Origin of the sequence: Synechococcus sp. MIT S9220 (assembly GCF_014304815.1) — a bacterium.
GTDB lineage: Bacteria > Cyanobacteriota > Cyanobacteriia > PCC-6307 > Cyanobiaceae > Synechococcus_C.
The window spans coordinates 1,944,832-1,970,114 of the sequence record NZ_CP047958.1; the positions used below are offsets into that span (position 1 = coordinate 1,944,832).

Here is a 25,283-nt window from a genome sequence, read left to right on the forward strand (position 1 = left end):
CCGCTATCAGGCGGCCCGTTCCGTAGCGGGATTGAGACCCTCTGACTCCGCTGCGGCAGCCTTCTGCAGATCGTCAGCTTCAGCAACAGGAAAACGGTTGATCGCCTTGAGGGCCTGACGGGCATGGCCGCGTAGCTGCTCACTGATCGCTTCGCAGTAGGGAACCTGTGCCAACAGATCCACCGTGCGGCGCATGATCCGCACCACATCACCTTCATCCAGAGAGGTGTTGGCAATCAGGTCATTCCAGGCCGTGCCACTGGCCCATGCCGCCACCAGTCCCATCAGCTCGGGCTCCCACCAGGCCGGGACAACAACCTGATGACGTTCCTGTGCGCGCAGCAACTCACGGCGCAGACCGGAGAGGTCGTGCAGTGCCTCCTCGGCAAGGGGTGGCGCTGGGAATCCGCTCCAGAGGTCCGGACGGTTCACCTCCGTGCTGATCGCTTCAAACACGGCGGCCAGCTCTGACGGCGGCAGATCATCAAGGTGACCGCTCATCAGGGCCAGACCAAGCCAGAGTTCGTTGTCGCCACGGAGAGCCGCCACGGTGCGACCGATCTCCGTGGGTTCGAGCTCATCAAGAGCTGCGAAGTGCTGAAGGATCTCCATCAGAGCGAGAAAGGTCTCCCAGTGACGGTTGGCGCGATGGTGAAGCAGTTGCTGCCGCTCGGCGATCTCCAGCTCCAAGTCCTCCATGCGCCGGCGGTGCTTCTTAAGTTGCTTGCGATCTCCCCAGCGATGGGCGGGGTGAGCTTCGAGATCGGCTTCAAGGGTCTGCACCGTCTGCGCCTGGGAGAGCACTTCTCCTGCCAGGTCGTACTGAGGGGTCGTCATGTCATGGCGCTGAGCCATATGCCCCACTGCCAGAGCCAAACCACCGCTGCTCTGATCCCCATGGCGGAGCTCACCGGAACGACCGAGTTCTGGAGCTAAGACGCCATCCACTTGCAGACAGCTCAGCTCCGCATGCAGGCTCACCACCGCCTGACAGGGCAACATCAACCAAACGTTGTCGATGGTGAGGCAGAGCAGCAGCGGGAACTGTCCTGGTCCCTCGCACTTCTCCACGATCACCGCCGGAGTCACGCCACCACGCAGTTGCGGGGCCTTCAGGCTGACCAGCGTTCCGACGCTCGCAAACTGCAGAGCCAGCGTGAGCTCATGCGCCAGGGTTTCCTCGGCCTGTTGCTGAAGGATGCGCATCAGTCGGCGCTCTTCGCGCAGGCGCCCACGCCGTTTTTCGTAGTCCTCGAAGTCTTCCCACGGCACATCACCCGCCGACCCCTGCAACTGCCCAAGCTGCAGACGCAACTGCTCAAGGATCTCCTCCTCCTCGACCAAGTCCAGGCTGGCCAGGTAGCGGCCGAAGCTGCGTTCCACCAGCTCGCGCGCCTTGGCCAGATCATGGCGCTGCAGCAGGTTGAGGACCATCCCATAACTGGGGGTGAACTGGCTCACCAGCGGATCTGGAGGACTCGTTGCCAGCTGACCGGCTTCGCGCACTCCTTCAAAACGGCTCTGCACCGTGACCACATAGCCCTGGGAGTCGAGTCCACGCCGTCCTGCTCGACCAGCCATCTGCAAAAACTCACTGGCCATCAAGGGGCGATGGCCACGCTCTGTGCGTTTGGACAGTGACGCAATCACTGTGGTGCGCGCGGGCATATTGATGCCCGCCGCCAGTGTTTCTGTGGCAAAAACCACCTTCACCAGACCTTGCTGGAACAACTCCTCAATCAGCTCCTTCCAGGCCGGGAGGACTCCTGCATGGTGCGCAGCGATGCCACGCAGCAGGGCATCAGCGTGAATGCCATCGCGAACAGCTTCAGGATTGGCTGAGGTGTAGGCGTTGAGACGCTCACGGATTCGGGCCTGCTCCGCCTCGGTCACCAAGCACTGCACCCCCAGGTCGCGAACGGCCTTATCGCAACCACGACGACTGAAGATGAAGTAGATGGCTGGCAACATGTCGCGCTCGGCCATCTGGGCCACCACAAAGCTGATCGGTGGCGGTTCGGGCTGCGGAGGCCTGGGGGAACGGCCCTTGCGCTTGTGTCCCTTGGGAGCTCGCCAGACCTTGCAGTTGGGATGAAGGCCTGTGCCCTGCTCATTGAGCAACGGGTGCAGCCCCTTGGCACTGCAGAAACCGAAATGCAATGGCACAGGCCGAAAGTCACTCAGCACAAGCGTGGTGGGACCGTGCACCTTTTCGATCCAATCAGTGAGCTGCCCGGCATTGGCCACCGTGGCCGAGAGCGCCACGAGCTGGACAGGCGGCGGTGAGTGAATGATTGATTCCTCCCAAACGGTGCCGCGCTGAGAGTCATTCATGTAGTGGCACTCATCCAGCACCACGGCCTCCACATCGGCGAGTGGATCGTCATGCTCGTCCGCCTCGGCATAGAGCATGTTCCGGAAGATCTCCGTGGTCATCACCACGATTGAGGCATCCCTGTTAACGCTCAGATCACCGGTCATCAGGCCCACGTTCTCCGCACCGAATTGCTCTCGGAAATCGCGCAGCTTCTGGTTGGAGAGAGCTTTCAGTGGTGTGGTGTAAAAAACTTTCTGGCCATGTGCCATGGCGCGATGGATGGCGTACTCACCGATCAAGGTTTTTCCAGATCCTGTGGGCGCACTGACCACCACGGAATGGCCTTGGTTCAGAGCGTCGATCGCCTCCAGCTGAAAGTCATCCAGCGGAAAAGGAAACAACTGCGACGGATCCGGCGACCCTCCCTGCACGGGCTCTGAAGGCTGGTTGTCTTGATCCGCCATGAGTCAATCCTAGGGACGCCGCCAAAAGGGCAGTGCATCCCCAACACGATCGGCTTGGACCGAGACTGCATGCATGAGCACTCCTCCGGCCCGTCGCCGTCAGCTGCGCACCTGGTCGCCTGCCGGGAAGCAGGAGCTTGTCCAGGCCGTCACCGCTGGTTCGGCATGTGGCCCGGAGCTGTTTGACCTGGCGAGCAACGATTATCTGAGCCTCTGCCGGCATCCTTCCCTGATCGCCGCGGCCGAGGCGCAATTGCGATGCAGCGGCGTGGGAGCAGGCGGCTCACGGCTGGTGAGCGGCAGCCGCCCTGTGCATGACCAATTGGAGTCAGAGCTGGCGCAATGGCTCGGCCGCGACAAAGTGTTGCTGTTCCCAAGCGGGTTTCAGGCCAATCTTGCGGCGGTTAAAGCCCTGGCGAACAGGCACACCACCGTTGTCGCGGATCGGCTGATTCATCACTCATTGCTGGTGGGCGTGCAAGCCAGCGGTGCCCGACTCCGGCGTTTTGTCCACAACGATCTTGAATCGCTGGAGCGTCTGATGCTGCGCTGTCGCAGCGAGCATCCAGACGCGCACCTGCTGGTGATCACTGAAAGCCTGTTCAGCATGGAAGGCACCAGTCCAAGGGTGCATGAGCTGGCAACACTCTGCGAGCGCCATAACGCGAGCCTGCTCCTGGATGAGGCCCATGCCCTCGGTGTACTTGGCGAAGGAGGCCGTGGCCTCGGCTTTGGAGAACGGAGAGTGACGATGCTCAGCGGCACCTTCGGCAAGGCTTTCGGCAGCGGCGGAGCCTTCCTGGCCTGCAATGGCGAGCTTGGAGAGCAATTGCTTCAGGAAAGCGGAGCCTTCCGATACACAACTGCACTGGCACCACCCCTGGCTGCTGCAGCTCTTGCCGCTCTGGAGCTGATGCGGAACAACCCCGACTGGGGCCAGACACTGGTTCAACGCAGCAACACCTGGCGTGACCGCCTCGTCGAAGCAGGCTGGGCGCGACCGACAGGTGGCGGGCCGATCGTGCCACTGCTCGTTGGAGAGGATCAGCGATGTCTGAATTTGCAACGCCATCTCGAACTCTCGGGCCTTTTCACCGCTGCAATCCGCCCACCCACCGTTCCGGAAGGCAGTGCCCGGCTACGTCTGGTTCTGCATCGCCTCCTTCCCGATGAGACATTGGAATCACTGCTGAGGGCCCTGTCAGATGGCCGCGTTTCCTGATGAAACAGGTCATCGCCATGCATGGCTGGAGCAGCGACAGCACAGCTTGGGCTGCATGGGAGCGTCATTTCAGCCATCGCGGCTGGCTCTGGCAAAGCGGCGAACGCGGCTACGGCAACAGGCGATCTTGCAATCCAAACTGGGCAGAGCCAGCCAGCGGCGGCACAAACCCATGCAAGGCCAGGCAGCGCAGGGTCGTGATCGCCCATTCCCTCGGCCCCCATCTGCTGGAACCCTCTGTGCTGAACCAGGCCACGGATGTGGTGCTGCTCGCCAGCTTCGGGCGATTCGTTCCGCAGGGACCGGAGGGGAGGGCGTTGCGCACTGGCCTTCGGGGCATGCAGAACGCGATCGGCAGTCCCGGTGAGGCCAAGATGCTCAGAACCTTCCTGAAACGCGCAGCGCAACCCGCTGATGTGTGCGGTCTGCCACCTGGACCGGAACAGCACGGACTCTCCCAGCGTGGGAGGGACTGTCTAAAAGATGATCTTGAGCGCCTGATCAAAACCTCGGGCCTGCCAACGGGCCTGCCAAAAACCGCCCGTGTGCTGGTGGTGGATGGGATGGATGATGCGATCGTTGCACCGGCAGCAAGCCGTGAACACCTTTTAGCCCTCACGAGCCACCTGCAGAAAGCGCCCGAGCAATGGCAGCTCCAGGATGTCGGTCACGCACTGCTGGTCCCGGATCTGCTCGTGCGGGTCCAGCAGTGGCTGGATCACAACAGTCGAGCAAACTGATGGCCCCCATCGACAACTGGGGCGACAAAGTCCTCAGCCGTTTCGATCAGTCGGCGCAGAACTACAACGCCTCAGCAACGCTGCAGCATGCTGTGGCCGGTCAGCTGGCGAACCATTGCAGACAACAGGCCGTCCCCAGAGGACTGTGGGTCGACCTCGGCAGCGGCACCGGACACCTGGCTGAGGCGCTGGAAGCCCGGCACCCAGGGCAACGTGTGCTGCGTGTGGACGGCAGCGAGGCCATGCTTCGCCAACAACCGCTCTCCTCCACAACCCAGCAATGGGATCTGAGAGGACCGTTGCCACGATGGCCTGAGGCTCCCAGTCTGCTGGCATCAAGCTTCTGTCTGCACTGGTTACCGACACCCGGTGAGGTGATCCGGCATTGGCTGCATCAGCTGGCTCCGGGGGGATGGTTGGCGGTAGCACTGCCGGTCAAAGGTTGCTTCCCTCAGTGGCATCGGGCCGCGGAAACCACCGGCATCCCCTGCACAGCTCTTGCCTTCCCAGAGATGGAAGCCTTGCTCCGATGGGTCAGGGCGGATCAGATCAGGATGCGGGAAGACATGCACTGCAATGCTGTAGCTCCAACCCTGCCCAAGCTGCTGAAACCGCTGCGCAAGGTTGGAGCGGACTGCAGCACGCAGCCGTCGCTGCCGGTTCGAGACTGGCGCACACTGCAGCAGGCCTGGCCCGATCATGATGGTGCGGGACAGCTCAGACTCACCTGGGTGATCCAGTTGCTGCTGATCCAACGATGAGACCGAGCTCAGCTGCACTGCGCCTTGTGGTCTGCGGCACCGACACGGATGTGGGCAAAACAGTGGTCAGTGCACTGCTGGTCCAGGGGCTGAATGCTGTGTATTGGAAACCGGTGCAGAGCGGTCTGGAGGACGGCGGTGATCGTGAGCGGGTGGTGGAGCTGATCGACCTTCCCTCCGATCGCTGGATTGCTGAGACCTATGCCTTCCAGGCAGCTGTTTCACCCCATTGGGCAGCGGAACTCGAAAACAGACGCCTAGATCCGACGCAACTGACGCTTCCAGCTACGGGGACCAGGCCACTGGTGGTGGAGACCGCCGGAGGACTACATGTCCCACTCACTCGCTCCTGGCAGCAGATCGATCAGCTGCAGGAGTGGATGCTGCCCGTTGTTCTGGTGGCCCGCAGCGGGCTGGGCACACTGAATCACACCCTGCTCAGTCTTGAAGCGCTACGCAACCGCAAGATCCCTGTGGTCGGCTTGATTCTGAATGGGCCTGCCCATGCCGACAATCCGCGAACTCTCAGTGAGATCGGCGATGTTCCTGTGCTGGCGGAACTGCCCCCCTTGCATCCTCTCAACGCGGAAACTCTGCGCCATGCATGGTGCAACCAGGGCCTCGGCCCTAAGTTCGAGGCATTTGCGAACCATCCGGACAACCGATGACAAGCCGTCAGACCTGGGCCACAGTGGCCGTTGCGCTCCTCTGCGGCGGCATCCTCGTGCTGTTCACCGATGTTGAAGTGCAGCTTGTGCGCTGGTTCAACTGCGGGCCGATCGCAACCCTCGGAGAACAAGACAGCAAGGTCTGCGAGTAGAGAGCTCAGGCAGTGATTTCAACCCATGGGTCGAGATCTCAAAGGGCATCTGCCCATCAGTAGGGCCACGTGGCGCACGGCCATGGACAGAGTCCATCCCTGACGAAGCTGTTCATGAATCTGTTCAATCTGGGAGGGTGACCAGCCACGCATTTCAAGCCGCGCCTTGATCGAGGGCCATCCACCTTCAAAAAAAATGCTTCGACAACCATCGCTGCCAGGTCCACAGCGAGGGCGCTGCAAAGCCGGCTCCACAAATCGATTGGATGTTGACCGCACTCGATGGTTGTCTGTCTGATTCATGGCCATAGCTGGCCTCGCAATCCTGCGCCCATGATGACCACAGGCCTTCAAGCGTGCCCAGTGTCACGGAACCATCACCCCAACCTCTGGCCACCCTTCACGTCGATCACCACCACGCCGGCTCTGGAGCAGGTGGTACGCGGTGAAGGGGCCCTGCTCTATCGAGCTGAAGGACCACCACTGATTGATGCGATCAGCAGCTGGTGGGTCACGCTTCACGGCCATGCCAACCCGGTGGTTGCTGCTGCAATCGCCGAGCAGGCCGCCACGCTTGAGCAGGTGATTTTCGCGGAATTCACCCATCCTCAAGCGGAACGACTGGCATCACGCCTGGCCCAGCGAACTGGACTGGATCGTGTTTTCTTCTCGGACAACGGCTCCACCGCGGTGGAAGTAGCCCTCAAAACAGCCGTGCAGTGGTGGCACAACCGCGGCGAACCACGCCAGCAACTCATCGCATTCGATGGGGCTTATCACGGCGACACCTTCGGAGCGATGGCGGTCGGAGCACGCAGTCTGTTTAGTGAACCGTTCGATCCAATGCTGTTTCCGGTGCGACGGGTTCCCTGGCCCCAGACCCACTGGAATGACCAAACGGTAGAAGCCAGTGAACAGAGGGCTCTTGATGACCTGGCACTGGCTCTGAAAACGCCCACCGCGGCGGTGATTCTCGAACCGCTCATCCAGGGTGCTGGCGGCATGCGCATGGTTCGGCCTCAGTTTCTGCAGGCCGTGGAACAACAGGTCAGGCGCGCCGGCAGCCTGCTGATCGCCGATGAGGTCCTCGCCGGTTTTGGTCGTTGCGGCCGCCTGCTGGCATCCCAGCGAGCGGGAATCCAGCCGGATCTGGTGGCACTATCCAAAGGACTCACCGCCGGATTCCTGCCGATGGGCATCACGATGGCCAGCGAAGCAATCTTTCAGGAATTCCTCGGCAGCGATCCAACCAAAACCCTGTGGCATGGTCACAGCTTCACGGCCAACCCACTCGGCTGCGCAGCGGCCAATGCAAGCTTGGATTTGCTCGAAGCGGACCCTGCCTGTCATGAGCAGTTCGAACAACGCCATCAGGTCAGGCTGGAGCGATTGGCCGACCATCCCAGGGTGCAACGCGTCAGGCTCTGCGGCACCATCGCCGCCTTTGATCTCGTCACCGACGGTGAGCAGGGGTATCTCAATCCTGCAGGCAAGGTGCTCCGCGGCCTCGTGAGAGATCAGGGCGTGCTGATCCGTCCCCTCGGGGATGTGGTTTATCTGCTGCCGCCGCTCTGCATTAGCGACGACCAGCTGGATCAGTGCTACGACGCTCTGCACAGTGGGCTTGATGCTCTGCCTGGCCGATGAGCCCTGGTCGAAACCACTGATGCTCACGGACCAAGACGGAGTGCAGCTTCCACATCCTCTCGGGTCAGGCCATAGGGGTAGGAACAGGAGCGGGTTGGCTGCTCCGAAGTCCAGATCACTCCAAGATCCTGCTGATCGAGCTTCAGCAGTGCACTCCAGGCTGGCTGCTCCCAGACCCAGTCGCAGGGGTCCTGATCACTGCGGGTGGCGCCCAGCGACTGCAACCACTGCTCAAGTGCCCGCAGGGAATGCTGGTTGAGCGGCGTGTCCGCTGAAGGAAGTGATGCCATCGGAATCACCGGGCTGCGCATCCATGAGCTGAGTCTGCTCCTCCACTAGCCAACTCGGCTGCACCTGAAGTTCAAGTCCTCGGCTCCAGGCCACACCAACGCCAAGCAGCAGACAGAGCAGCAAAGACCCCAGCAACAAGAGCAGTGAGAGCCATTCACCACCGGAGAGGGGACGACGCTGACCGATCGCATGAGGAACCGGCAGGGAAGGCATCACGCTCTGCTGTATCGCGTCCCTTTCCCGCAGCGCAGCGTCGTACACACGACGACGACGTGGATCGGCGAGCTGCTCATACGCTTCTCGCAGCAGCCGAAATTGGCGAGCCGCATCCTGTGCCGGCAAACGGGTGGTGTCTGGATGCACCGCCTTGCTCAAGCGACGGAAGGCCTGGCGCAAAGCATCAGCATCAGCACTGCGAGAGACACCCAGTCGCTCGTAATAGGTGATGTCTTGAGCCTGAGGGGCCATTGCGTTGAGCAGCACCTGGGCATCAACGCCATTCTAGAAAGGTGTGACGGTTAGGCCGCCATGCCGGACACATCGCCGTTCGCCAATCCGGGACCCGAGCTCTGGAAATTGCTCGGATGGAGCCCTGATGCCGGACAGCTAAGACAGTTCATTGAGCTTCAGCAGCTGCTTGAAGACTGGAACAGCCGCGTCAATCTCACCCGGCTGGTGGAGGGGGAAGATTTCTGGATTGCTCAGGTTTTTGACAGCCTCTGGCCTCTGTTACCCGAGCTGATGAGCCCAGACACTGCTCGCCGCTGCATCGATGTGGGCACAGGCGGAGGCTTCCCTGGCCTGGCTGTGGCCATTGCTCTTCCAGGCGCTGAGCTGACCCTGGTGGATTCAGTGGGACGCAAGACCGCTGCCGTGGCTGCAATGGCGAAGTCGATGGGCTTCGGCGATCGGGTGCTGGTCCGCACAGAACGGGTGGAACTCACGGGTCAGGATCCCAGCTGTCGAGGCACGTTTGATCTTGCGATGGCCCGTGCCGTGGGCGCAGCTCCGGTGGTGGCGGAATACCTCGTGCCGTTGTTGCGCAGGAGCGGAGAGGGCTTGCTCTATCGCGGGCGCTGGCACGACACGGATGACATGGCGCTCCAATCAGCACTGAAGCCGCTGAAAGCTCGCTCTCTAAGGCTGCAACGTATGGAACTGCCCTGCGAGCGAGGAGCTCGCACCCTGGTCAGGATTGGTCCTGAAGCGGCAACACCCAGGGCCTACCCACGGGCCACAGGCATGCCCAGCAAAATGCCCCTCGGGGTTCAAGCCGACGACAGTCGCTCCTGAGCAGCGCCGCCCGCCCGCTCACGCAGGCTGCGCAGAAGGCTGGGAATACGGTCCCTCCAGGGACTGTCATTCAAAACCGACAACAGCAGCTCCTCACTCACGCTGGCATCAAGCGCATCGGCATTGGCTCCCGGAAACCAATGACCGGCACGACCCAGCAAGCCGTAACGCGCCTTGACGAAGCCCTCCAGATCCCATGCCTCAAGCAGGTTGTGCAGCCAAAGCAGCATCGGCAGGTTGATCTCCCCTGGCGTGTCCTGCCATTCGGGCAATCCCTCTCTCCAACTTGTCAGCCATGAGGCACCAAGGGCATCGCATTCCGCAAGTCGAAGGCGAGATTCGATCGGCGCCACCAACTCCTCCGCCTGATCCAGCAGGGAAACCGCCTCGAGATGCAGATCAAGGTCTTGGGGACGTGCAGCACCAACGCTCAACGTGTGCACCCGCGAATCACGGAGGCAGAAGAGATCATTGAACACAATCGGATGCAAGGGTTGCGTGAGCTCCAGCAGGCGGGGACCGGGGGTGTGCAGGTGCCCTCCCTTATCGGTGGGACTGATGATGAACACGCCCATGTCCTGACGACTGGCTGCTGCGATCGCCGGCTCGTTGTCCTGACGGATGAAGTACCAGTGCAGGTTCACGTAATCGAAAACGCCCGCTTCGATGGCATCAACAATGAGATCGGTGTCTCCATGGGTGGAGAAGCCCACATGACCGATCCGGCCTTGGGCCTGCCAGCGACGCACGACATCAAGGCAGCCTCCGGGTCGGATCGTCTGATCGAGATGGGAATGGAGATTGATGCCATGAATCGACAGCAGATCCACACGATCCACATCGAGACGGGTGAAGGACAGTTCAAGATCAGCTTCGAAAAGCGCCGCATCTGACTGAGGTGGAACCTTGGTCTGCAGGATTCGCGATGGATCCGGACAATCCGGCAGGGCCCAACCGAGCTGTCGCTCTGAACTGCCGTAGTGGCGGGCGGTTTCCACATGATGAAAACCCGTCTGCACTGCTCGTTTCAGGGTGCTGCGCAACAACTGCTGGGATTGAGCTGTGATTGCATCGGCCTCAAGATCACTCCAGCTCTGCTGAAAGCGCATGCCTCCCAGTGACAGCACTGGCATTGAAATCTCGGTGCGCCCGAAGCGACGGGTTGGCAGACCGGAACTCCCCATCAGCCGTGATGAGTGTTGCGAGGAAGCTGACGACGTGGTCGAGCTGGCGACGGAACACCCATCGGCAGCAGTTCCTGGGCATCCAGCTGACGCTTGAGCCCTGGCAGATCATTAAAAGCAACCCAGTGGATGCAGTCCACAGGACAGGTCTCGATCGCTTCCTGGATGCAATCAGAGGTATCTCCATCCTGACGAACTGCCCTGGAGCGCCCGAGATGAGGCTCAATCACAAAGGTGTTCGTGGCCACATGCGCGCAGTAACGGCAACCAATACAGGCCGCTTCATCAACCCACACCGCCTTGGGCTGAAGCCTGCCGCCCAGGACAGGCTCCAATCCTGTCCGCTCGTCTTGATCAAAAGACGTTGCGACATAGGCGACAGCCGCTGGATTCTTCACAGGATCAACCTTCTGGACAAAAGACCTGGTTCAGGCGTCCCAACGGGTCACCACCAGCTCGATAGATCCATCCTGGCAATCACGCTGCTCTGTGACATCAAAACCTTCATGACGCGTGGCTTCCAGCACTGACCTCAGTGCATAGCGCTGCGTCAGACGGGAGAGAAAACGCTCAACAGGCACAGGCTGACGCCACAGGTCCAGATCAGTGACGAACTCGTAGGCATGATTCGATTCGTTCCATCGGAACCCGAAGTCGGCACCACCGTCAACGGCGACTGCCAGCTCAGCTTCGACGGTCTGCCCTTTGTAACCACGCACGGTCTGCTGACTGTCGCCGGGCGTGTAGCCCAGATCCTCGAGAGCTCCACGCAGCGGAGCCAGCTGACGGAGTTCGGTTTTAACAGTACTGAAATGAGACATCAGGAAGGCTCGACGGACTGGGACTGGGACTGAGTGACGGGCTGGGTCGAAGTGAAAGCTTCGGAAGTGGGCTGGCGTCGTTCAACAGTGCCTAGCGCTGTTTCAAGACGATCCGTGAGTTGCAGGCAGGCTTCACCGGTGACCCCTTCAACCCGCTCTTCAACACGACCATCGGGGCGAATGCGAAATCGCACTGTGCGCTGAGGCATGCTCCATCACAGAATTAAACGCATGTTAAGGGGAAGTGATAGGAGCCGGAGTTCCCTGTTACGTGATCGGATCAGATCAACAGACCTTCGTCCAGCAGAGTCTGAAGACGATCCACGAGCTCGGGATTATCGAGCTGCTCAAGGGCAGTGCGGGCTTCATCACGCACCGTTGTTTCACGATCCTGAAGCAGAGCTGCCACGAAAGCTTCAACCATCTCATCCTGACGGGGTTTCACAAGCTGATCGTGAAGCCGTCCCAGGGCCCAGATGCAGTTGCTGCGCACAACGGGTTCACTGTCGATCTTCAGGCTCAGCAGCAGCTGACCTGCCGCGAGATCAGCCTTCACTGGAGAGGTGCTGCCGGCCTCCGCGAGTGACACAGAAGCCCAAAGACGCACGGATGCCACATCCACCTGCAGGGCCCTGATCAATGGATTGAGCACGGGCGCATCCGGGTAATTACCAAGACTCCAGGCCGTGGCCTTACGGACGTAAGCATTGCTGTCGAGCTGCAGAAGCCGCAGCAGAGCTTCCACAGCCTGCAGGGAAGGGTTCCGACCCAGTGCGTAAACAGCACTCATCCGCACCACTGGACAGGTTTCATCGAGCAGTGGCAGGAGCAGGGGAACAGCACGGGGGTCGCGATGTTCACAGAACACCCTTAGTCCCTGAAGGCGCTGGTCATGCCCCTGCTTGAGCCATTCCAGGCCCTCATCACAAGCTCGAACCGCCTCTAGGGCATCGCCTTCCGGATCATCCGGGGCAATCTCATCGAGGGGATCGCCCATGAGCTCTGCGGCGAGTTCACGCGCCAGCACATCAGGATCGATGGCCAGCTCAGCCATGAGGTCCTCGTTCTGGATGCTGGATGAATCGCCCATCAACCGATCGTAATCTCAGCTGATCGGAGCAGGCGCCAGCATGTCGCCTGGGAGCCAGATGCGAGCGCTCACAGCGACAAGGGCCAGCGCGAACAGTGCCACGATCAAGATGGGAAGCAAGGTGCTGCGGAAAAAAGCCAAATCGCTGCCGGATGTCTGAGCATTGTGACTGGCGCCCGATCAGACCGGAGCAGCGGATCGTCCTGTCCAGCGCAGAAGCATCCAAGACACCACTGCCAGAACCATGCCGAACCAACCCATCAGCTGCTGATGCAACAGGAATGCGCCTGATCCAAGCAAAGCTCCGAACAGCAACCCCGAACTGAATAGAAAACGAGCCAGCAGATCCGAGAGGGATTCTGATGCGGTCGCCTCAAGGCCACGGCGCCACTGGCTCCAGCCAGGTCCCGGAGGACGAACCTTCAGCACAAACCGTTCCAGAACAGCCGGGGACTCCGGCGGGGTCAACAGCATCACCGTGATCCAGACCACCGCCGTGAAGCCTGTGGTCACCATCAATCGTTCTCCATAGTCAGCGATCTGAAGCAGAGGAACCACCGAGGTCACCAGGCCCACCACAAACCCGCAGAGCATGGCGGCCAGCTCGGCTGCGGCATTGATCCGCCACCAGAACCAGCGCAGCACGAGGACGACACCCGGGCCGGTGCCGATGGCGATCACCAGCCGGAACACCGTGCCGATGCTGTCACTGATCAACGCGGTGACCACACCCAGCACCAGCAGCAACACACTCATCAGCTGACCCACCAACAGAAGCTCCCGCTGAGAAGCATTGGGCCGCAGGAAGCGCTGATACAGATCGTGAGTGAGGTAACTCGCTCCCCAGTTGACGGATGTACTCACGGTGCTCATGAAGGCAGCCACCAGAGAGACCACCACCAGTCCGAGCACCACCGGGGGCAGAAACTGAACCGCGAGTGTCGGATAGCTGAGTTCCCAGTCGGCCTGGTCAGGAAGCAGCACCAGGGCCGCCAGGGCCACAATCACCCAGAGCCAACTGCGCAGCAGGTAGTTGACCACCAGAAACACCCAGCCTGCGAGCCGCGCCTGCTGTTCATCCTTGGTGGCCAGCATCCGTTGGATGAACTCACCACCGCCGTCACTGCGGCGGAAACTCCACCACTGCACGGTGAGATAAGCCAGAAAGGTGGAGACACTGATCCCCGCACCGCCGATCCAGTCGAAACCATCGGAGCCCCAGCGCCAGGGCACGATCGACAACAGTTCAGGGCGGCCCAGCGCATCCAACTGATCCAGCAGTGATTGCATTCCCCCGGCTGCATGAACAGCAGCCCACGCCACAGCACCTGCCCCCAGCAGTGCCAGCAGGAGCTGAATGAAATCGGTGATCACCACGGCCCACAATCCACCGGCAACGGTGTAAGCGAGCACCAGGGCGGCCACGATGATCAGCAGCACCAACGTGTCGGAGAGGCCACCGGCTGCCTGAATCGGCTGATCGGAGACGATGCCCAGTGCCGCGACCACCTTGCGCATAGCGAGGAAGGCATAACCGATGCCGATGCAGTTCACCGGTAACGCCAGCAGAAAAGCCTTGATACCGCGTAGCCAGGCAGCGGCAGGGCCTCCATATCGCAGCTCCGTGAATGCGGCATCAGTGAGCACGCCGCTGCGTCGCCATAACGGTGCAAACACCACGGCCATCGCCACGTGCGCCAGCCCAAAGCCCCACCACTCCCAGTTCGCCGCAAGGCCCCGCGTGCCCACGATTCCCGCAACATAAAGAGGGGTATCGATCGAAAACGTGGTGGCCGCCATTGACGCACCGGCGAGCCAGCCGCTGAGCCGCCGGCCTGCCACGAAGTAATCGTCCTCACCGCGATTGCGTCGCGCCAACCAGAGACCGAGGGCCAGCGTGGCCGCCAGATACACGATCAGAATGATCCAGTCGATCGGAGCCATGGAGGCGCGCAGATCGTCGCAGTCTCCCTTACTTCTGTCGCGATCGCCTCAGTTGACCACAAGCCGCATCCTGATCAAGGCCTCTGCTGGAGCGCAGGCTGACAGCGACGCCACGACGTTCCAGCACGCGGCGAAATCCCTCGATGCGTTCACGTGATGGCCGCTGAAACTCCTCTTCCTCAATTGGGTTGTAGGCAATCAGATTGACGTGACTCTGAAAGCCGCCGACACGATCAGCCAGTTCCTCGGCATGCTCCGGGCGGTCATTGAGTTGTCCAAGCAGGATGTATTCGAAGCTCACCCGCCGGCCGGTGACCTCCAGATAGTGGCGGCAGTCGTCGAGCAGAGCGTCATAGGGATAGGCCTTGGCGGTGGGGATGAGATCTTCCCGCAGCTGCTGATTGGGCGCGTGCAGACTCACCGCCAGGGTGAATTGAGCTCTGCCGAGAGTTTCAATGGCCAACTCAGCAAGCTGAGGCAAAGTTTTTGGCACGCCAACGGTGCTCACCGTGATCCGGCGCTGGCCGATGCCCAAATCATCATTGAGACAGCGGATCGCCTCCAGCACTGCACGGCTGTTGAGCAGAGGTTCGCCCATTCCCATGAACACAATGTGAGAAGGACGGCGATCCATCACCTCCCGCACACTGAGCACCTGGTCGACGATCTCATGGGTCCGCAATGAACGCTGCAGCCCATCTTTTCCCGTGGCACAAAAACGGCAGGCCATTGGGCAGCCCACCTGACTGGACACACAAACGGTCAGACGTTGGTCCGTGGGAATACCCACAGTTTCAATGGTTTCACCGTCATCAGTGGCCAAAAGCAACTTGGTGGTGGCATCGGAAGCCACAGAGCGATGCACCTCTTTCAGGCGACCGATGCTCACCCCCTGATCGTTGAGCGTGGCTCGCCAGGCCTTGGGCAGAACAGTGATGTCATCCAAGGAGTGTGCACCCTTGGAATAAAGCCAGTCGTGAAGCTGACGTCCGCGGAAGGCTTTCTGCCCCTGGGACACCACCCAGTCCTGGAGCTCGGCTGCGCTGCAACCGAGCAGAGCTTTGCTCACCAGATCAGAAGACCGTGTCCAAGCTTGATTTCCACCGCAAGTAAGGCAATGAAACCGAGCATGGCCATCCGTCCATTCAGACGCTCGGTGTGAGTGTGGAACCCATACCGAGGCAGACGACGAACGGGAATCGTGGTGGGTTCAAGCATGGACAGAGCCGGCTTCAGCGCACAGTTTGAAAGGGACAGGGTGATGGACGCGAAGGCGACCACAGATTTCACTCATCGCTGAGAAGTCCCTCCTCCTGAAGGCCCTCAACCGCTTCAGCATCGACCACCTGCTCTTCCTTCAGCTCATTGTCAGCATCAGGGCGGGCAAAGGCGGCGAAGTTGGCACCCCCCTCGATGCCATGACGGCTGCGGGTGGCCTCAAGATCGGCATCACTCGGGTCATCCAGAACCGCAGTGGCATCTTTGACGGGAGCTGCAGGCATGTCGACGGTGTAGTCCGGACGGAGGTTCTGCATACGGCGGTAACCGACGGGGTCCTCGGCAAGGATGTCGGGATGGGGACCGGCTTCGGCACGAAGCTCCTCTTCGAAGCCACTGAAACCGGTGCCTGCAGGAATCAGACGGCCGATGATCACATTCTCCTTGAGACCACGGAGCCAGTCGCTCTTGCCCTCGATGGCAGCTTCAGTCAGAACCCGTGTTGTCTCCTGGAAGGAAGCAGCGGAGATGAAGCTGTCGGTGTTGAGGGAGGCTTTGGTGATCCCCAGCAGAACCGGGGTGAATTCGGCGGGAGCTCCGCCAGTGATCGACATCGCCTGATTGGTGTCCTCCACCTGACGAAGCTCAATCAACTCACCAGGCAACAAGGTGGTGTCGCCCGCATCCTCGACCCGCACTTTGCTGGTCATCTGACGCACAATCACCTCGATGTGCTTGTCATCGATTGACACGCCCTGGGATTTGTAGACGTTCTGAACCTCCGTCACCAGACGATGCTGCAGGTTGGCGATTGCCTCCTGGGCAGCATCCATCAACGGCTTGCGGCTGCGGAGATCCTCGAAGAAACACTCCAGCAGCTCATGGGGGTTGATCGGACCGTCCGTCAACAGCTCGCCGGCCGTCACTTGCTGGCCATCGTTGACCATCACATTGCGGCCCAGCAGGATCGGATACTCGCCGATGGCATCGTCGGTCTCGATGACTGTCACCACAGTCGTTTCGTCATCTTCGCCCTGCTTGATCTCAACGGTGCCGGGCTTTTTGCAGAGGATCGCTGACTCCCGCGGGCGCCGGGCTTCCAGCAGCTCTTCGATTCGGGGCAGACCCTGAACAATGTCACCGGTCTTCTGACGTTCAAACACCAGCAGTGCAAGACCGTCTCCCCGCTGCACCAGATCGCCATCGCGGACGTGCAGGAGGGAATCCGGTGAAATCATGTAGGGACGCCCCAAGCGCAGCGTCACGGACTTGGCATCCACCTGTTCCACCTCGCCGCAACAATCAGCGGGCTGACCTTCGGCGAGAAGATCACCGTCAACAATGCGCTGACCCACCGTCACCGCAGGCTTGGCGGACGTGCTGATGGTCACGGTGTCTTCCGCGCGCTCAACAATCAGGCGGCGCACCGGCTCACTTTCAGTGGCTTCAGGCATCTGGGCGACACCCTCCTGCTTGCAGAGGATTTGCGTGGTGGCCACCACGTCACCAGCCTTGATCGACTGACCGTCCTCAATCTGGAGTTCGGTGTGGGTGGAACCGTGACTGGAATCGGAAATCGTGTCGCGGCGGACCAGGATGCTCTCCAGGATCACGAGCTGAAGGCGCTCGATCGTCTTGGCACGCCTGTCAGGCACGCGTTCCACATCCACCGTCATCTGCGGCGTGGTGTCGAATGTTTCGAGCATCAGCTGTGTGCGCAACAGCTCCACACCCTCAACGGACTTCACCAGCTCGTTGTCTTTGAACGACAGGCGTTGGGTTGCCTTCAGGCCGAGATGAGGACCATTCGGCTGCTTGACATGTCCAAGATCAGGGAGCTGTGCCTCATTGGGGATGGTGTATTCCTCAACTGGACGCAGCAGCAGACCTGAGCCTTCTGGGGTTTCAACGGTCTGCACGTACACCATGGCGTCGGTGCTGATGCCCTTGGCGATCGGTTCACCGGGATTGACCATCACACCGTCACCGGTGAAACGCTCAAGAGCTTTTTTCTCAGTGCAGAGATGAAAGCTGCCGCTGCGCACGATGATCTCGCGCAGGATGTCGTTTTTCTGAGTGACGGTGACGATGCCAGCCGTCTGGCTGAAGATGTCTTTCACCACCTCAGTGCCGGCTTCGATCCACTGACCGTCAGTGATCATCAACAGGGAGATGTCCTTGTTGATCTCATGGGTTTCCTGAGGAATCCAGAGCAGGGTTCCGCCCTTGTTGACCTCGTAGCCGTTCTTGGCAGATCGGGCTTTCTTGATGGCGAGACCAGGAGCGAAACGCACCAGTCCACCGGTCTGGGTGCGGAAGCGATCGTCGTTGAGTTCGGCGACAACTTCGCCACTGCCGATTTTGCTGCCGGGGATCGTGTTGAGGCGGTATCGGGTGCCGTCTTTGGCCTCCAGATTCCAGATCTCACCAGCGTGGGTGGATTCACCCTGCAACTTGAAGTCACGCAAGGTCATCGACGTGGTGACAATCTGCACCTCACGTGAATCTCCAAGGGCTTCACGCAGGCGGACGGCACCGCCGTACTCACTGGCCTGACTGGCTTCCGCGAGCACCTGAGCTTCCGTGACCTGAGCGCCAGCAGTGACCACAGGCTGGGCATTGGGGGGAAGGTTGTACACATCCCCGGCGAGCACCCACATCCTTCCGAGACGCTGTGCTTTATGCGTGATGTTGCCCTGGCGGTCGGTGACTTCCCTGGGCTGAATCGTGGGGTCGTAGCTGACCTGTCCAGCCAGATCACAGATCACGTCCTTGGTGGCCTTCTCAACGCTCTTCTTGACTGCACCAGCAGCGATCTGAGCGACGGTCACGTCCGTGGCGATCTCCTGGCCGTTGTCCACAAACAGCAGCGAACCGCTGGTGATCTCGATCTTCTGAGCCTTGCCCTTGCCGGAGGGATTGATGGTGAGCTTGAAATCAGCTTCAGCCTGCTGGGCGTCAACCCCATGGGGGGTGCGGTAAGGACGCACGCGTGATTTCGCACCGAACTCAACGGTGCCCTCAACCTTGGAGCGGACCACGCCGGATTCGGCGGTTGACACACCACCGGTGTGGAACGTTCTCATGGTGAGCTGCGTTCCTGGCTCACCAATCGACTGAGCAGCGATGATGCCGACGGCTTCGCCGAGATCCACCAGCTCGTTGTGTGCCAGTGCCCAGCCGTAGCACTTGCGGCAAACCGAGCGGTTGGCTTCACAAGTGAGCGGTGAGCGGACGCTCACGGCCTCCACCCCGGCCTTCTGGATCCGCTGCGAGAGGGGGGGATCGATTTCGGTGTTGCGCTCGGCAAGCACCTCACCCTCGCCATTCACTACTTGATCAGCAGTGAGACGACCCACCAGACGATTACCGAACTTGCCGTTCTCTGCCTTCACCACGATCCGACGCATCGTGCCGCAGTCGTCCTCGCGCACGATCACGTCCTGGGCGACGTCCACCAGCCGGCGTGTGAGATAGCCGGAGTCAGCTGTCCGCAGTGCCGTATCCACCAGACCCTTACGGGCGCCATAGGAGGAGATGACGTATTCGGTGACGGTCAGGCCTTCACGGAAGTTGGTACGGATCGGAAGGTCAATGATCTCCCCCTGAGGGTTGGCCATCAGGCCACGCATGCCAACCAGCTGGCGCACCTGGGACATGTTGCCCCGAGCACCGGAGTTGGCCATCATCCACACCGAATTGAGTGGATCGTTCTGGTTGAAGTTCTTCTTGACCGCATCCACCAGACGCTCGTTGGTCTCCGTCCAGGTGTCGATGACCTTGGTATGACGTTCAACTTCGGTGATCACACCAAGGCGATAAGACTCCTCAGTGGCCGTGATCAACTCTTCCGCCTCTCCTAGAAGATCCTGCTTCGCTTCGGGGACCTTCAGATCATCCACAGAAATGGACACCGCAGCCTGAGTGGCGTATTTGAAGCCAAGATCCTTGAGCTGGTCTGCCATGGCAGACGTGGCCGCCGTGCCGTGATGCTTGAAAGCCCAGGCAACCAGTTGCTTAAGGCCCTTCTTATCAACCACATGGTTTCGGAAGGGTGGGGGAGTTTTGGCTAGGGCACGCGCCGCCTGAGCGGCGGCGGCGGCGGCCTTAGCGGCCTTGGCAGCCTTGGAAGACTTGGAGGATTTACGGGATTTGGAAGGAGTGGAGGTCATGACAGCGCTGAGAAATCGTGTTGTTGGAGTAGGTCGGTCTTGATCGTTCAGGTGGCTGCCACTGCATCAATGATGGTGTGATTCATCACCACACGGCCCACGGTGGTGAGGATGTAGCGGCTGATCAGAGCTCCGTCTTCATCAAAACGATCACGGCGGTAAGTCCACTGCTCAAGCCTCGTGCCGTCGGAGAGGGTTTCACTGCTCAGGGGCTCGTCTCGCTCGTCGTCGTCCTCAACCTCACCGTTGAAGCGAACCCAGACCCACTCATGCAGTCCGAGACGATTGTCTTCCAGAGCATGAATGACGTCCTCTAAACCAGAGAACGTGCGACTACGGTCCCCGAATTCAATCGGACTCATCTGCGGCTGAAGCGCCGTGAGGTAGTACGTACCGAGCACCATGTCCTGCGATGGCGTGATGATCGGTTCGCCGGTGGCGGGAGAGAGAATGTTGTTACTCGCCAGCATCAGCATGCGGGCCTCGGTCTGGGCTTCGATCGCCAGGGGCACGTGAACAGCCATCTGGTCACCGTCGAAGTCAGCGTTGAACGCAGGGCAGACGAGAGGATGGAGCTGGATGGCACGGCCATCCACCAATTTGGGCTCAAAAGCCTGAATGCCGAGTCGGTGCAGAGTCGGTGCTCGGTTGAGCATGATCGGATGCCCCTCGATCACCTCCTGAAGGACCTGCATCACCTCGTCATCCGCACGCTGGATGAGCTTCTTGGCGGCCTTGATGTTGTTAACGATGTTCTGACGGATCAGACGATGGATCACGAACGGCTGGAACAGCTCGATCGCCATCTCCTTCGGCAGGCCGCATTGATGCATCTTCAGTTTCGGACCCACCACAATCACGGAACGACCGGAGTAGTCGACACGCTTGCCGAGCAGGTTCTGACGGAAGCGACCTTGCTTGCCCTCAATGATGTCGCTGAGTGACTTCAGAGGACGGTTGTTGGCACCGACGACGGTGCGACCACGGCGGCCGTTGTCGATCAGGGCATCCACGGCCTCCTGCAGCATCCGCTTTTCATTGCGGACGATGATCTCTGGGGCAAGGATCTCCTGCAAACGCGCAAGCCTGTTGTTGCGGTTGATCACCCGGCGATAGAGATCATTGAGATCTGAGGTGGCGAAACGACCACCATCCAGCTGCACCATCGGGCGCAGATCAGGAGGAATCACCGGAATCACATCGAGCACCATCCACTCGGGACGTGCATTGGTGGCAATGAAGTTGTCGATGACGCGCAAGCGCTTGATCAGCTTGGCGCGCTTCTGACCTTTGCTGCTGGCGATGTCCTCACGCAGCTGTTCAGCCACCTCATTCAAGGTGAGATCTTCGAGCAGCTGCTTCAGTGCTTCCGCACCGATACCGACCACCGGCTCGTTCTCAATCTCAGAATCCTCGGCATAGATCTCATCCTCGATCTCCAGCCACTCATCCTCAGTAAGCAACTGCTTGTACTTGAGATCCTTGTGATCACCGGCATCCAGCACCACGTAGCAGTTGAAGTAGACAATCTGCTCCACATCGCGCAGAGGCATATCCAGCAGGATTGCCACGTAGCTGGGGATGCCCTTCAGATACCAAACATGCGAGACAGGGGCTGCAAGCTTGATGAAGCCCATGCGGTGCCTGCGCACCCGGCTTTCAGTGACCTCAACGCCACAGCGCTCACAGACAATGCCGCGGTGACGCACCCGCTTGTATTTGCCGCAATGGCATTCCCAGTCTTTGGAAGGACCGAAGATCTTTTCACAGAACAGCCCGTCCATCTCGGGCTTGAGGGTTCGGTAGTTGATGGTCTCAGGCTTGGTGACCTCGCCCACCACCTGGCCATTGGGCAAGGTGCGCTGACCCCACTCCATCACCCGATCAGGTGAGGCGAGTGTGATCTTGACGTAATCGAAGTGGTTCTCGGTCCGGAGGTTGCTGTTGGTCATTGACGGTTAAGGAAGAGGGAGCGGTTTGTCGGTTCGTTCGTTGATCCGTCAGTCCTCGTCGTAGTCAGCGACACCCAGAGATTCGTAGGTAGGCCGACTGGGGGTGCTGCGACGTGGATTCACGTCCTGCATCAGGTCCACTTCCTTGCCTTCATCGGTGAACACGGCAATGTCAAGACCCAGCGACTGAAGCTCGCGCATCAGCACCTTGAACGATTCCGGCGTCCCAGGGCGGGGGATCGGCTTGCCTTTAACGATGGCGTTGAGAGCCTCGTTGCGTCCCTGCATGTCGTCGGACTTGACAGTCAGCAGCTCTTGGAGGGTGTAAGCGGCGCCGTAGGCCTCGAGAGCCCACACCTCCATCTCTCCGAGACGCTGACCACCCTGCTGGGCCTTGCCCCCCAGAGGTTGCTGGGTGACCAGGGAGTAGGGGCCGGTTGAGCGGGCATGGATCTTGTCGTCCACCAGGTGAACCAGCTTGAGGAAATGGGAGTAACCCACCGCCACAGGCTGATCAAAAGGCTCACCGGTGCGGCCATCGATCAGCTGAAGCTTGCCGGGGTCATCCGGGTTGTAGATCCACTCCTTCCCAGGCTGTTTGGCCGCTGTCTTCAAAAAGGTTTCGACGGTTTGCTGGGACATTTCAGGGCCATACATCTCATCGAAGGGCACGACCTTCACTCGGCAGTCGAGATTGGAAGCGGCCCAACCCATCAGGAGCTCGAACACCTGGCCGACATTCATTCGGCTGGGAACGCCGAGAGGATTCAACACGATGTCCACAGGAGTGCCATCGGGGAGGTATGGCATGTCCTCACGCGGGAGGATGCGGCTGATGATTCCCTTGTTGCCATGGCGGCCGGCCATCTTGTCGCCAACCTGGATCTTGCGGCGTTGAGCCACATACACACGCACCACCATGTTGGCGCCGGGGGGCAGCTCATCACCCTGTTCGCGGGTGTAAATGCGTACATCCACGACACGTCCACGTTCGGTGCTGGGCACCCTCAGTGAGTTGTCACGCACGTCACGGGCTTTTTCACCGAAGATTGCGCGCAGCAGTTTCTCCTCAGGGGGCTGATCGGATTCACCCTTCGGCGTCACCTTGCCGACAAGAATGTCGCCGCTCTCCACAAATGCACCGATGCGGATGATGCCCATCTCATCGAGGTTGCCGAGGCTTTCCTCTGCAACGTTGGGAATCTCTCGGGTGATCTCCTCTGGCCCCAGCTTGGTCTGACGAGCCTCGATCTCGTACTTCTCGATGTGCACCGAGGTGTAGAGGTCGTCGTTGACCAGGCGCTCACTCACAAGGATTGCGTCCTCGTAGTTGTAACCCTCCCAGGGCATGTAAGCGATCAAGACGTTCTGACCAAGAGCGATCTCACCGCCTTCACAGGCGGAACCATCGGCAAGCACCTGACCCACGATCACCGGGTCTCCCTGGCGAACAATCGGACGCTGGTTCAGACAGGTGTCCTGATTAGAACGCTGGTACTTCTGGAGGAAATGGGTGTGTTCGAGACCTTCTTCGTCCTGCACCACAATCGCGGTGGCATCAACGAAGGTGACGGTGCCATTCACCCTGGAGATCGGGACCATCCCCGAGTCGCGGGCAACCTGGGTTTCCAGGCCTGTTCCGACCAGCGGACGCTCCGGACGCAACAGCGGCACAGCCTGACGCTGCATGTTGGAGCCCATCAATGCGCGGTTGGCGTCGTCGTGCTCCAGGAAAGGGATCAAGGAGGTAGCAACAGAGATCACCTGCACGGGTGAGAGCTGCACGTAGTCCACTTGCTCGGGGGGGACCTTCTCAAAATCCTGCCTGTATCGGACAGGGATCAGATCAGCGAGGATCGTTCCGTCGCTGTCGGTCGCCACATCTCCAGGGGCGACACGACATTCGTCCTCAAGATCAGCCGACAGATAAATCGGATCACCCTGCTTGAGCACCCGCCCCTCCTCGACTTTCCAGAAGGGGGTTTCGATGAAACCGTATTCATTCACCCGGGCGTGGGTGGCAAGTGAATTGATGAGGCCGGCGTTAGGGCCTTCAGGCGTCTCGATCGGGCAGAGACGGCCGTAGTGAGAAGGATGGATATCACGCACAGCAAAGCCTGCACGCTCCCGGGTCAGACCTCCTGGACCAAGAGCTGAAATACGACGCTTGTGCGTGAGTTCAGCCAATGGATTCGTTTGATCCATGAACTGACTCAGCTGACTGGAGCCGAAGAACTCCTTGATGGCTGCGACGAGCGGCTTGGGATTGACCAGCTGGGCAGGGGTGAGCGAGTCGGTCTCACCGACCGTCATCCGTTCCTTGATGATTCGCTCAAGGCGGTTCAGACCAACACGCACCTGGTTCTGAAGCAGCTCACCCACGGAGCGGACCCGGCGATTACCCAGATGATCGATGTCATCGAGGCTGGCACCACCAACATCCAGCTCAAGATTGATCAGATAATCAAGGGTGGACAGCACATCCTCATGGGTGAGGGTGCGCACGGAGTCTGGAATCGTGAGACGGAGCTTCTTATTGATCTTGTAGCGACCCACTCGACCGAGGTCGTAGCGCTTGGGATCAAAGAAACGGGTCTGCAGAAGCTGCTGTCCCCCACTGACTGATGGCGGCTCACCCGGGCGCAGCTTTTTGTAGAGCTCAAGCAAAGCCTGATCCTCAGAGCTGATGCCCTCGTCGTTGGCGGCTTCAATCGACTTTTTGTAGTACTCCGGATGCCGGAGCTTGTCGATCACATCGTTGTCCGACAGGCCCATGGCACGCATGAGCACGTGAGCGTTGATCTTGCGGGTCTTATCAACCCGAACGTGCAGAAGATCGTTCTTATCGGTCTCAAACTTCAGCCAAGCTCCACGATTCGGGATGACGCTGGCGTTGTAGGTGCGACGTCCGTTCTTGTCCATTTCATCTTTGAAATAGACCCCAGGGCTGCGCACGATCTGGTTCACGATCACGCGCTCTGCGCCGTTGATGATGAACGTCCCCCGCTCCGTCATCAATGGCAGCTCGCCAATGAACACCTCTTGTTCCTTGATCTCGCCGGTCTCCTTGTTGACCAGACGGCAGGTCACATACATCTGTGAAGCAAACGTCGCATCACGACGCTTGGCCTCTTCCACGTCGTGGCGAGGGCGCTTCAGCCGGTACTCGCTACCGACGAAATGGAGCTCAAGCTTGCCGGTGTAATCGGTAATCGGCGAGAAGCTTTCAAGCTCCTCAATTAGACCTCTCTCAAGAAACCACTTGAAACTGGCACGCTGTACCTCCACCAGATCGGGCAGATAGGTGGCGGTCTTGGCGACCTGAATCGCGCTGCTGCTCATGCGGA

23 protein-coding genes are annotated in these 25,283 nt (G+C 60.0%); 7 read left to right on the forward strand and 16 right to left on the reverse strand.

What is annotated here, in order from left to right:
* Positions 1-6: 6 nt before the first annotated feature.
* A complete protein-coding gene (locus SynMITS9220_RS10855; RefSeq protein WP_186989212.1) occupies positions 7-2,781 on the reverse strand; it encodes an RNA helicase in 2,775 nt (924 codons plus the stop codon).
* A gap of 73 nt (positions 2,782-2,854) precedes the next feature.
* Here SynMITS9220_RS10855 and SynMITS9220_RS10860 point away from each other — a divergent pair, with 73 nt between their 5' ends.
* The 5 genes from SynMITS9220_RS10860 to SynMITS9220_RS10880 are packed head-to-tail and all read left to right on the forward strand — an operon-like array spanning position 2,855 to position 6,324.
* The gene (locus SynMITS9220_RS10860) at positions 2,855-4,003 is read left to right on the forward strand and encodes an aminotransferase class I/II-fold pyridoxal phosphate-dependent enzyme (RefSeq protein WP_186989214.1); all 1,149 of its coding nucleotides are present in this window, start codon (positions 2,855-2,857) and stop codon (positions 4,001-4,003) included.
* Positions 4,003-4,743, forward strand: a complete 741-nt coding sequence (locus SynMITS9220_RS10865) for an alpha/beta hydrolase (RefSeq protein WP_186989215.1) — start codon at positions 4,003-4,005, stop codon at positions 4,741-4,743. Before SynMITS9220_RS10860 ends, SynMITS9220_RS10865 begins: the two co-directional genes overlap by 1 nt.
* Positions 4,743-5,504 (forward strand): methyltransferase, encoded by a 762-nt coding sequence (locus SynMITS9220_RS10870; RefSeq protein ID WP_186989217.1) that lies wholly within the window; start codon positions 4,743-4,745, stop codon positions 5,502-5,504. Before SynMITS9220_RS10865 ends, SynMITS9220_RS10870 begins: the two co-directional genes overlap by 1 nt.
* Positions 5,501-6,172, forward strand: coding sequence for a dethiobiotin synthase (gene bioD / locus SynMITS9220_RS10875; protein ID WP_186989219.1), 672 nt, complete (start codon positions 5,501-5,503; stop codon positions 6,170-6,172). Before SynMITS9220_RS10870 ends, bioD begins: the two co-directional genes overlap by 4 nt.
* On the forward strand, positions 6,169-6,324 hold the full coding sequence (locus SynMITS9220_RS10880) for a hypothetical protein (RefSeq protein WP_186989221.1): 156 nt from the start codon (positions 6,169-6,171) through the stop codon (positions 6,322-6,324). Before bioD ends, SynMITS9220_RS10880 begins: the two co-directional genes overlap by 4 nt.
* An 18-nt stretch (positions 6,325-6,342) precedes the next feature.
* Here the strand turns inward: SynMITS9220_RS10880 and SynMITS9220_RS10885 are convergent, their stop codons facing one another.
* Positions 6,343-6,627 (reverse strand): hypothetical protein, encoded by a 285-nt coding sequence (locus SynMITS9220_RS10885; RefSeq protein ID WP_255483065.1) that lies wholly within the window; start codon positions 6,625-6,627, stop codon positions 6,343-6,345.
* Positions 6,628-6,687: 60 nt separating this feature from the next.
* On the opposite strand from SynMITS9220_RS10885, the gene bioA reads away from it, so the two are divergent.
* Positions 6,688-7,971, forward strand: a complete 1,284-nt coding sequence (gene bioA / locus SynMITS9220_RS10890; RefSeq protein WP_255483066.1) for an adenosylmethionine--8-amino-7-oxononanoate transaminase — start codon at positions 6,688-6,690, stop codon at positions 7,969-7,971.
* A 23-nt stretch (positions 7,972-7,994) separates the two neighbouring features.
* Here the strand turns inward: bioA and SynMITS9220_RS10895 are convergent, their stop codons facing one another.
* Positions 7,995-8,261 (reverse strand): DUF3143 domain-containing protein, encoded by a 267-nt coding sequence (locus SynMITS9220_RS10895; protein WP_255483067.1) that lies wholly within the window; start codon positions 8,259-8,261, stop codon positions 7,995-7,997.
* Complete coding sequence (locus tag SynMITS9220_RS10900; RefSeq protein ID WP_186989223.1) at positions 8,203-8,730, reverse strand: J domain-containing protein; 528 nt, start codon at positions 8,728-8,730, stop codon at positions 8,203-8,205. The genes SynMITS9220_RS10895 and SynMITS9220_RS10900 overlap by 59 nt, the downstream gene beginning before the upstream one ends.
* 60 nt (positions 8,731-8,790) lie before the next feature.
* Between SynMITS9220_RS10900 and SynMITS9220_RS10905 the strand changes: the two genes are divergently transcribed.
* Positions 8,791-9,555, forward strand: coding sequence for a 16S rRNA (guanine(527)-N(7))-methyltransferase RsmG (locus SynMITS9220_RS10905; protein ID WP_186989225.1), 765 nt, complete (start codon positions 8,791-8,793; stop codon positions 9,553-9,555).
* Here SynMITS9220_RS10905 and SynMITS9220_RS10910 read toward each other — a convergent pair.
* The 12 genes from SynMITS9220_RS10910 to rpoB form a co-directional block, all read right to left on the reverse strand.
* On the reverse strand, positions 9,531-10,739 hold the full coding sequence (locus tag SynMITS9220_RS10910; protein ID WP_186989227.1) for an aldo/keto reductase: 1,209 nt from the start codon (positions 10,737-10,739) through the stop codon (positions 9,531-9,533). The genes SynMITS9220_RS10905 and SynMITS9220_RS10910 overlap by 25 nt on opposite strands.
* Positions 10,739-11,137 (reverse strand): ferredoxin, encoded by a 399-nt coding sequence (locus SynMITS9220_RS10915; protein ID WP_186989229.1) that lies wholly within the window; start codon positions 11,135-11,137, stop codon positions 10,739-10,741. Before SynMITS9220_RS10915 ends, SynMITS9220_RS10910 begins: the two co-directional genes overlap by 1 nt.
* A 30-nt stretch (positions 11,138-11,167) precedes the next feature.
* Positions 11,168-11,560 carry a DUF1257 domain-containing protein gene (locus SynMITS9220_RS10920; protein ID WP_115125607.1) on the reverse strand — a complete coding sequence of 131 codons (393 nt, stop codon included), beginning with the start codon at positions 11,558-11,560 and terminating at the stop codon, positions 11,168-11,170.
* Positions 11,560-11,769, reverse strand: coding sequence for a DUF2997 domain-containing protein (locus SynMITS9220_RS10925; protein ID WP_067095710.1), 210 nt, complete (start codon positions 11,767-11,769; stop codon positions 11,560-11,562). The genes SynMITS9220_RS10920 and SynMITS9220_RS10925 overlap by 1 nt, the downstream gene beginning before the upstream one ends.
* A gap of 71 nt (positions 11,770-11,840) precedes the next feature.
* Positions 11,841-12,650: a HEAT repeat domain-containing protein gene (locus SynMITS9220_RS10930; RefSeq protein WP_186989230.1), complete on the reverse strand. Its 810-nt coding sequence runs from the start codon at positions 12,648-12,650 to the stop codon at positions 11,841-11,843.
* A 15-nt stretch (positions 12,651-12,665) separates the two neighbouring features.
* Complete coding sequence (locus SynMITS9220_RS13400; protein WP_255355652.1) at positions 12,666-12,791, reverse strand: hypothetical protein; 126 nt, start codon at positions 12,789-12,791, stop codon at positions 12,666-12,668.
* A gap of 39 nt (positions 12,792-12,830) precedes the next feature.
* Positions 12,831-14,594, reverse strand: coding sequence for a sodium:solute symporter family protein (locus SynMITS9220_RS10935; protein WP_186989232.1), 1,764 nt, complete (start codon positions 14,592-14,594; stop codon positions 12,831-12,833).
* Between the two features lie 28 nt (positions 14,595-14,622).
* Positions 14,623-15,663 (reverse strand): 23S rRNA (adenine(2503)-C(2))-methyltransferase RlmN, encoded by a 1,041-nt coding sequence (rlmN, locus tag SynMITS9220_RS10940; protein ID WP_186989234.1) that lies wholly within the window; start codon positions 15,661-15,663, stop codon positions 14,623-14,625.
* Entirely contained in the window at positions 15,660-15,812 is a 153-nt protein-coding gene (locus tag SynMITS9220_RS10945; protein ID WP_066911119.1) for a high light inducible protein, read from the reverse strand. The genes rlmN and SynMITS9220_RS10945 overlap by 4 nt, the downstream gene beginning before the upstream one ends.
* Positions 15,813-15,880: 68 nt before the next feature.
* Positions 15,881-19,984 (reverse strand): DNA-directed RNA polymerase subunit beta', encoded by a 4,104-nt coding sequence (locus SynMITS9220_RS10950; RefSeq protein WP_186989236.1) that lies wholly within the window; start codon positions 19,982-19,984, stop codon positions 15,881-15,883.
* A 47-nt stretch (positions 19,985-20,031) separates the two neighbouring features.
* Complete coding sequence (locus SynMITS9220_RS10955; RefSeq protein ID WP_115125612.1) at positions 20,032-21,936, reverse strand: DNA-directed RNA polymerase subunit gamma; 1,905 nt, start codon at positions 21,934-21,936, stop codon at positions 20,032-20,034.
* A gap of 48 nt (positions 21,937-21,984) precedes the next feature.
* Positions 21,985-25,278, reverse strand: coding sequence for a DNA-directed RNA polymerase subunit beta (rpoB, locus tag SynMITS9220_RS10960; protein WP_115125613.1), 3,294 nt, complete (start codon positions 25,276-25,278; stop codon positions 21,985-21,987).
* Positions 25,279-25,283 lie beyond the last annotated feature (5 nt).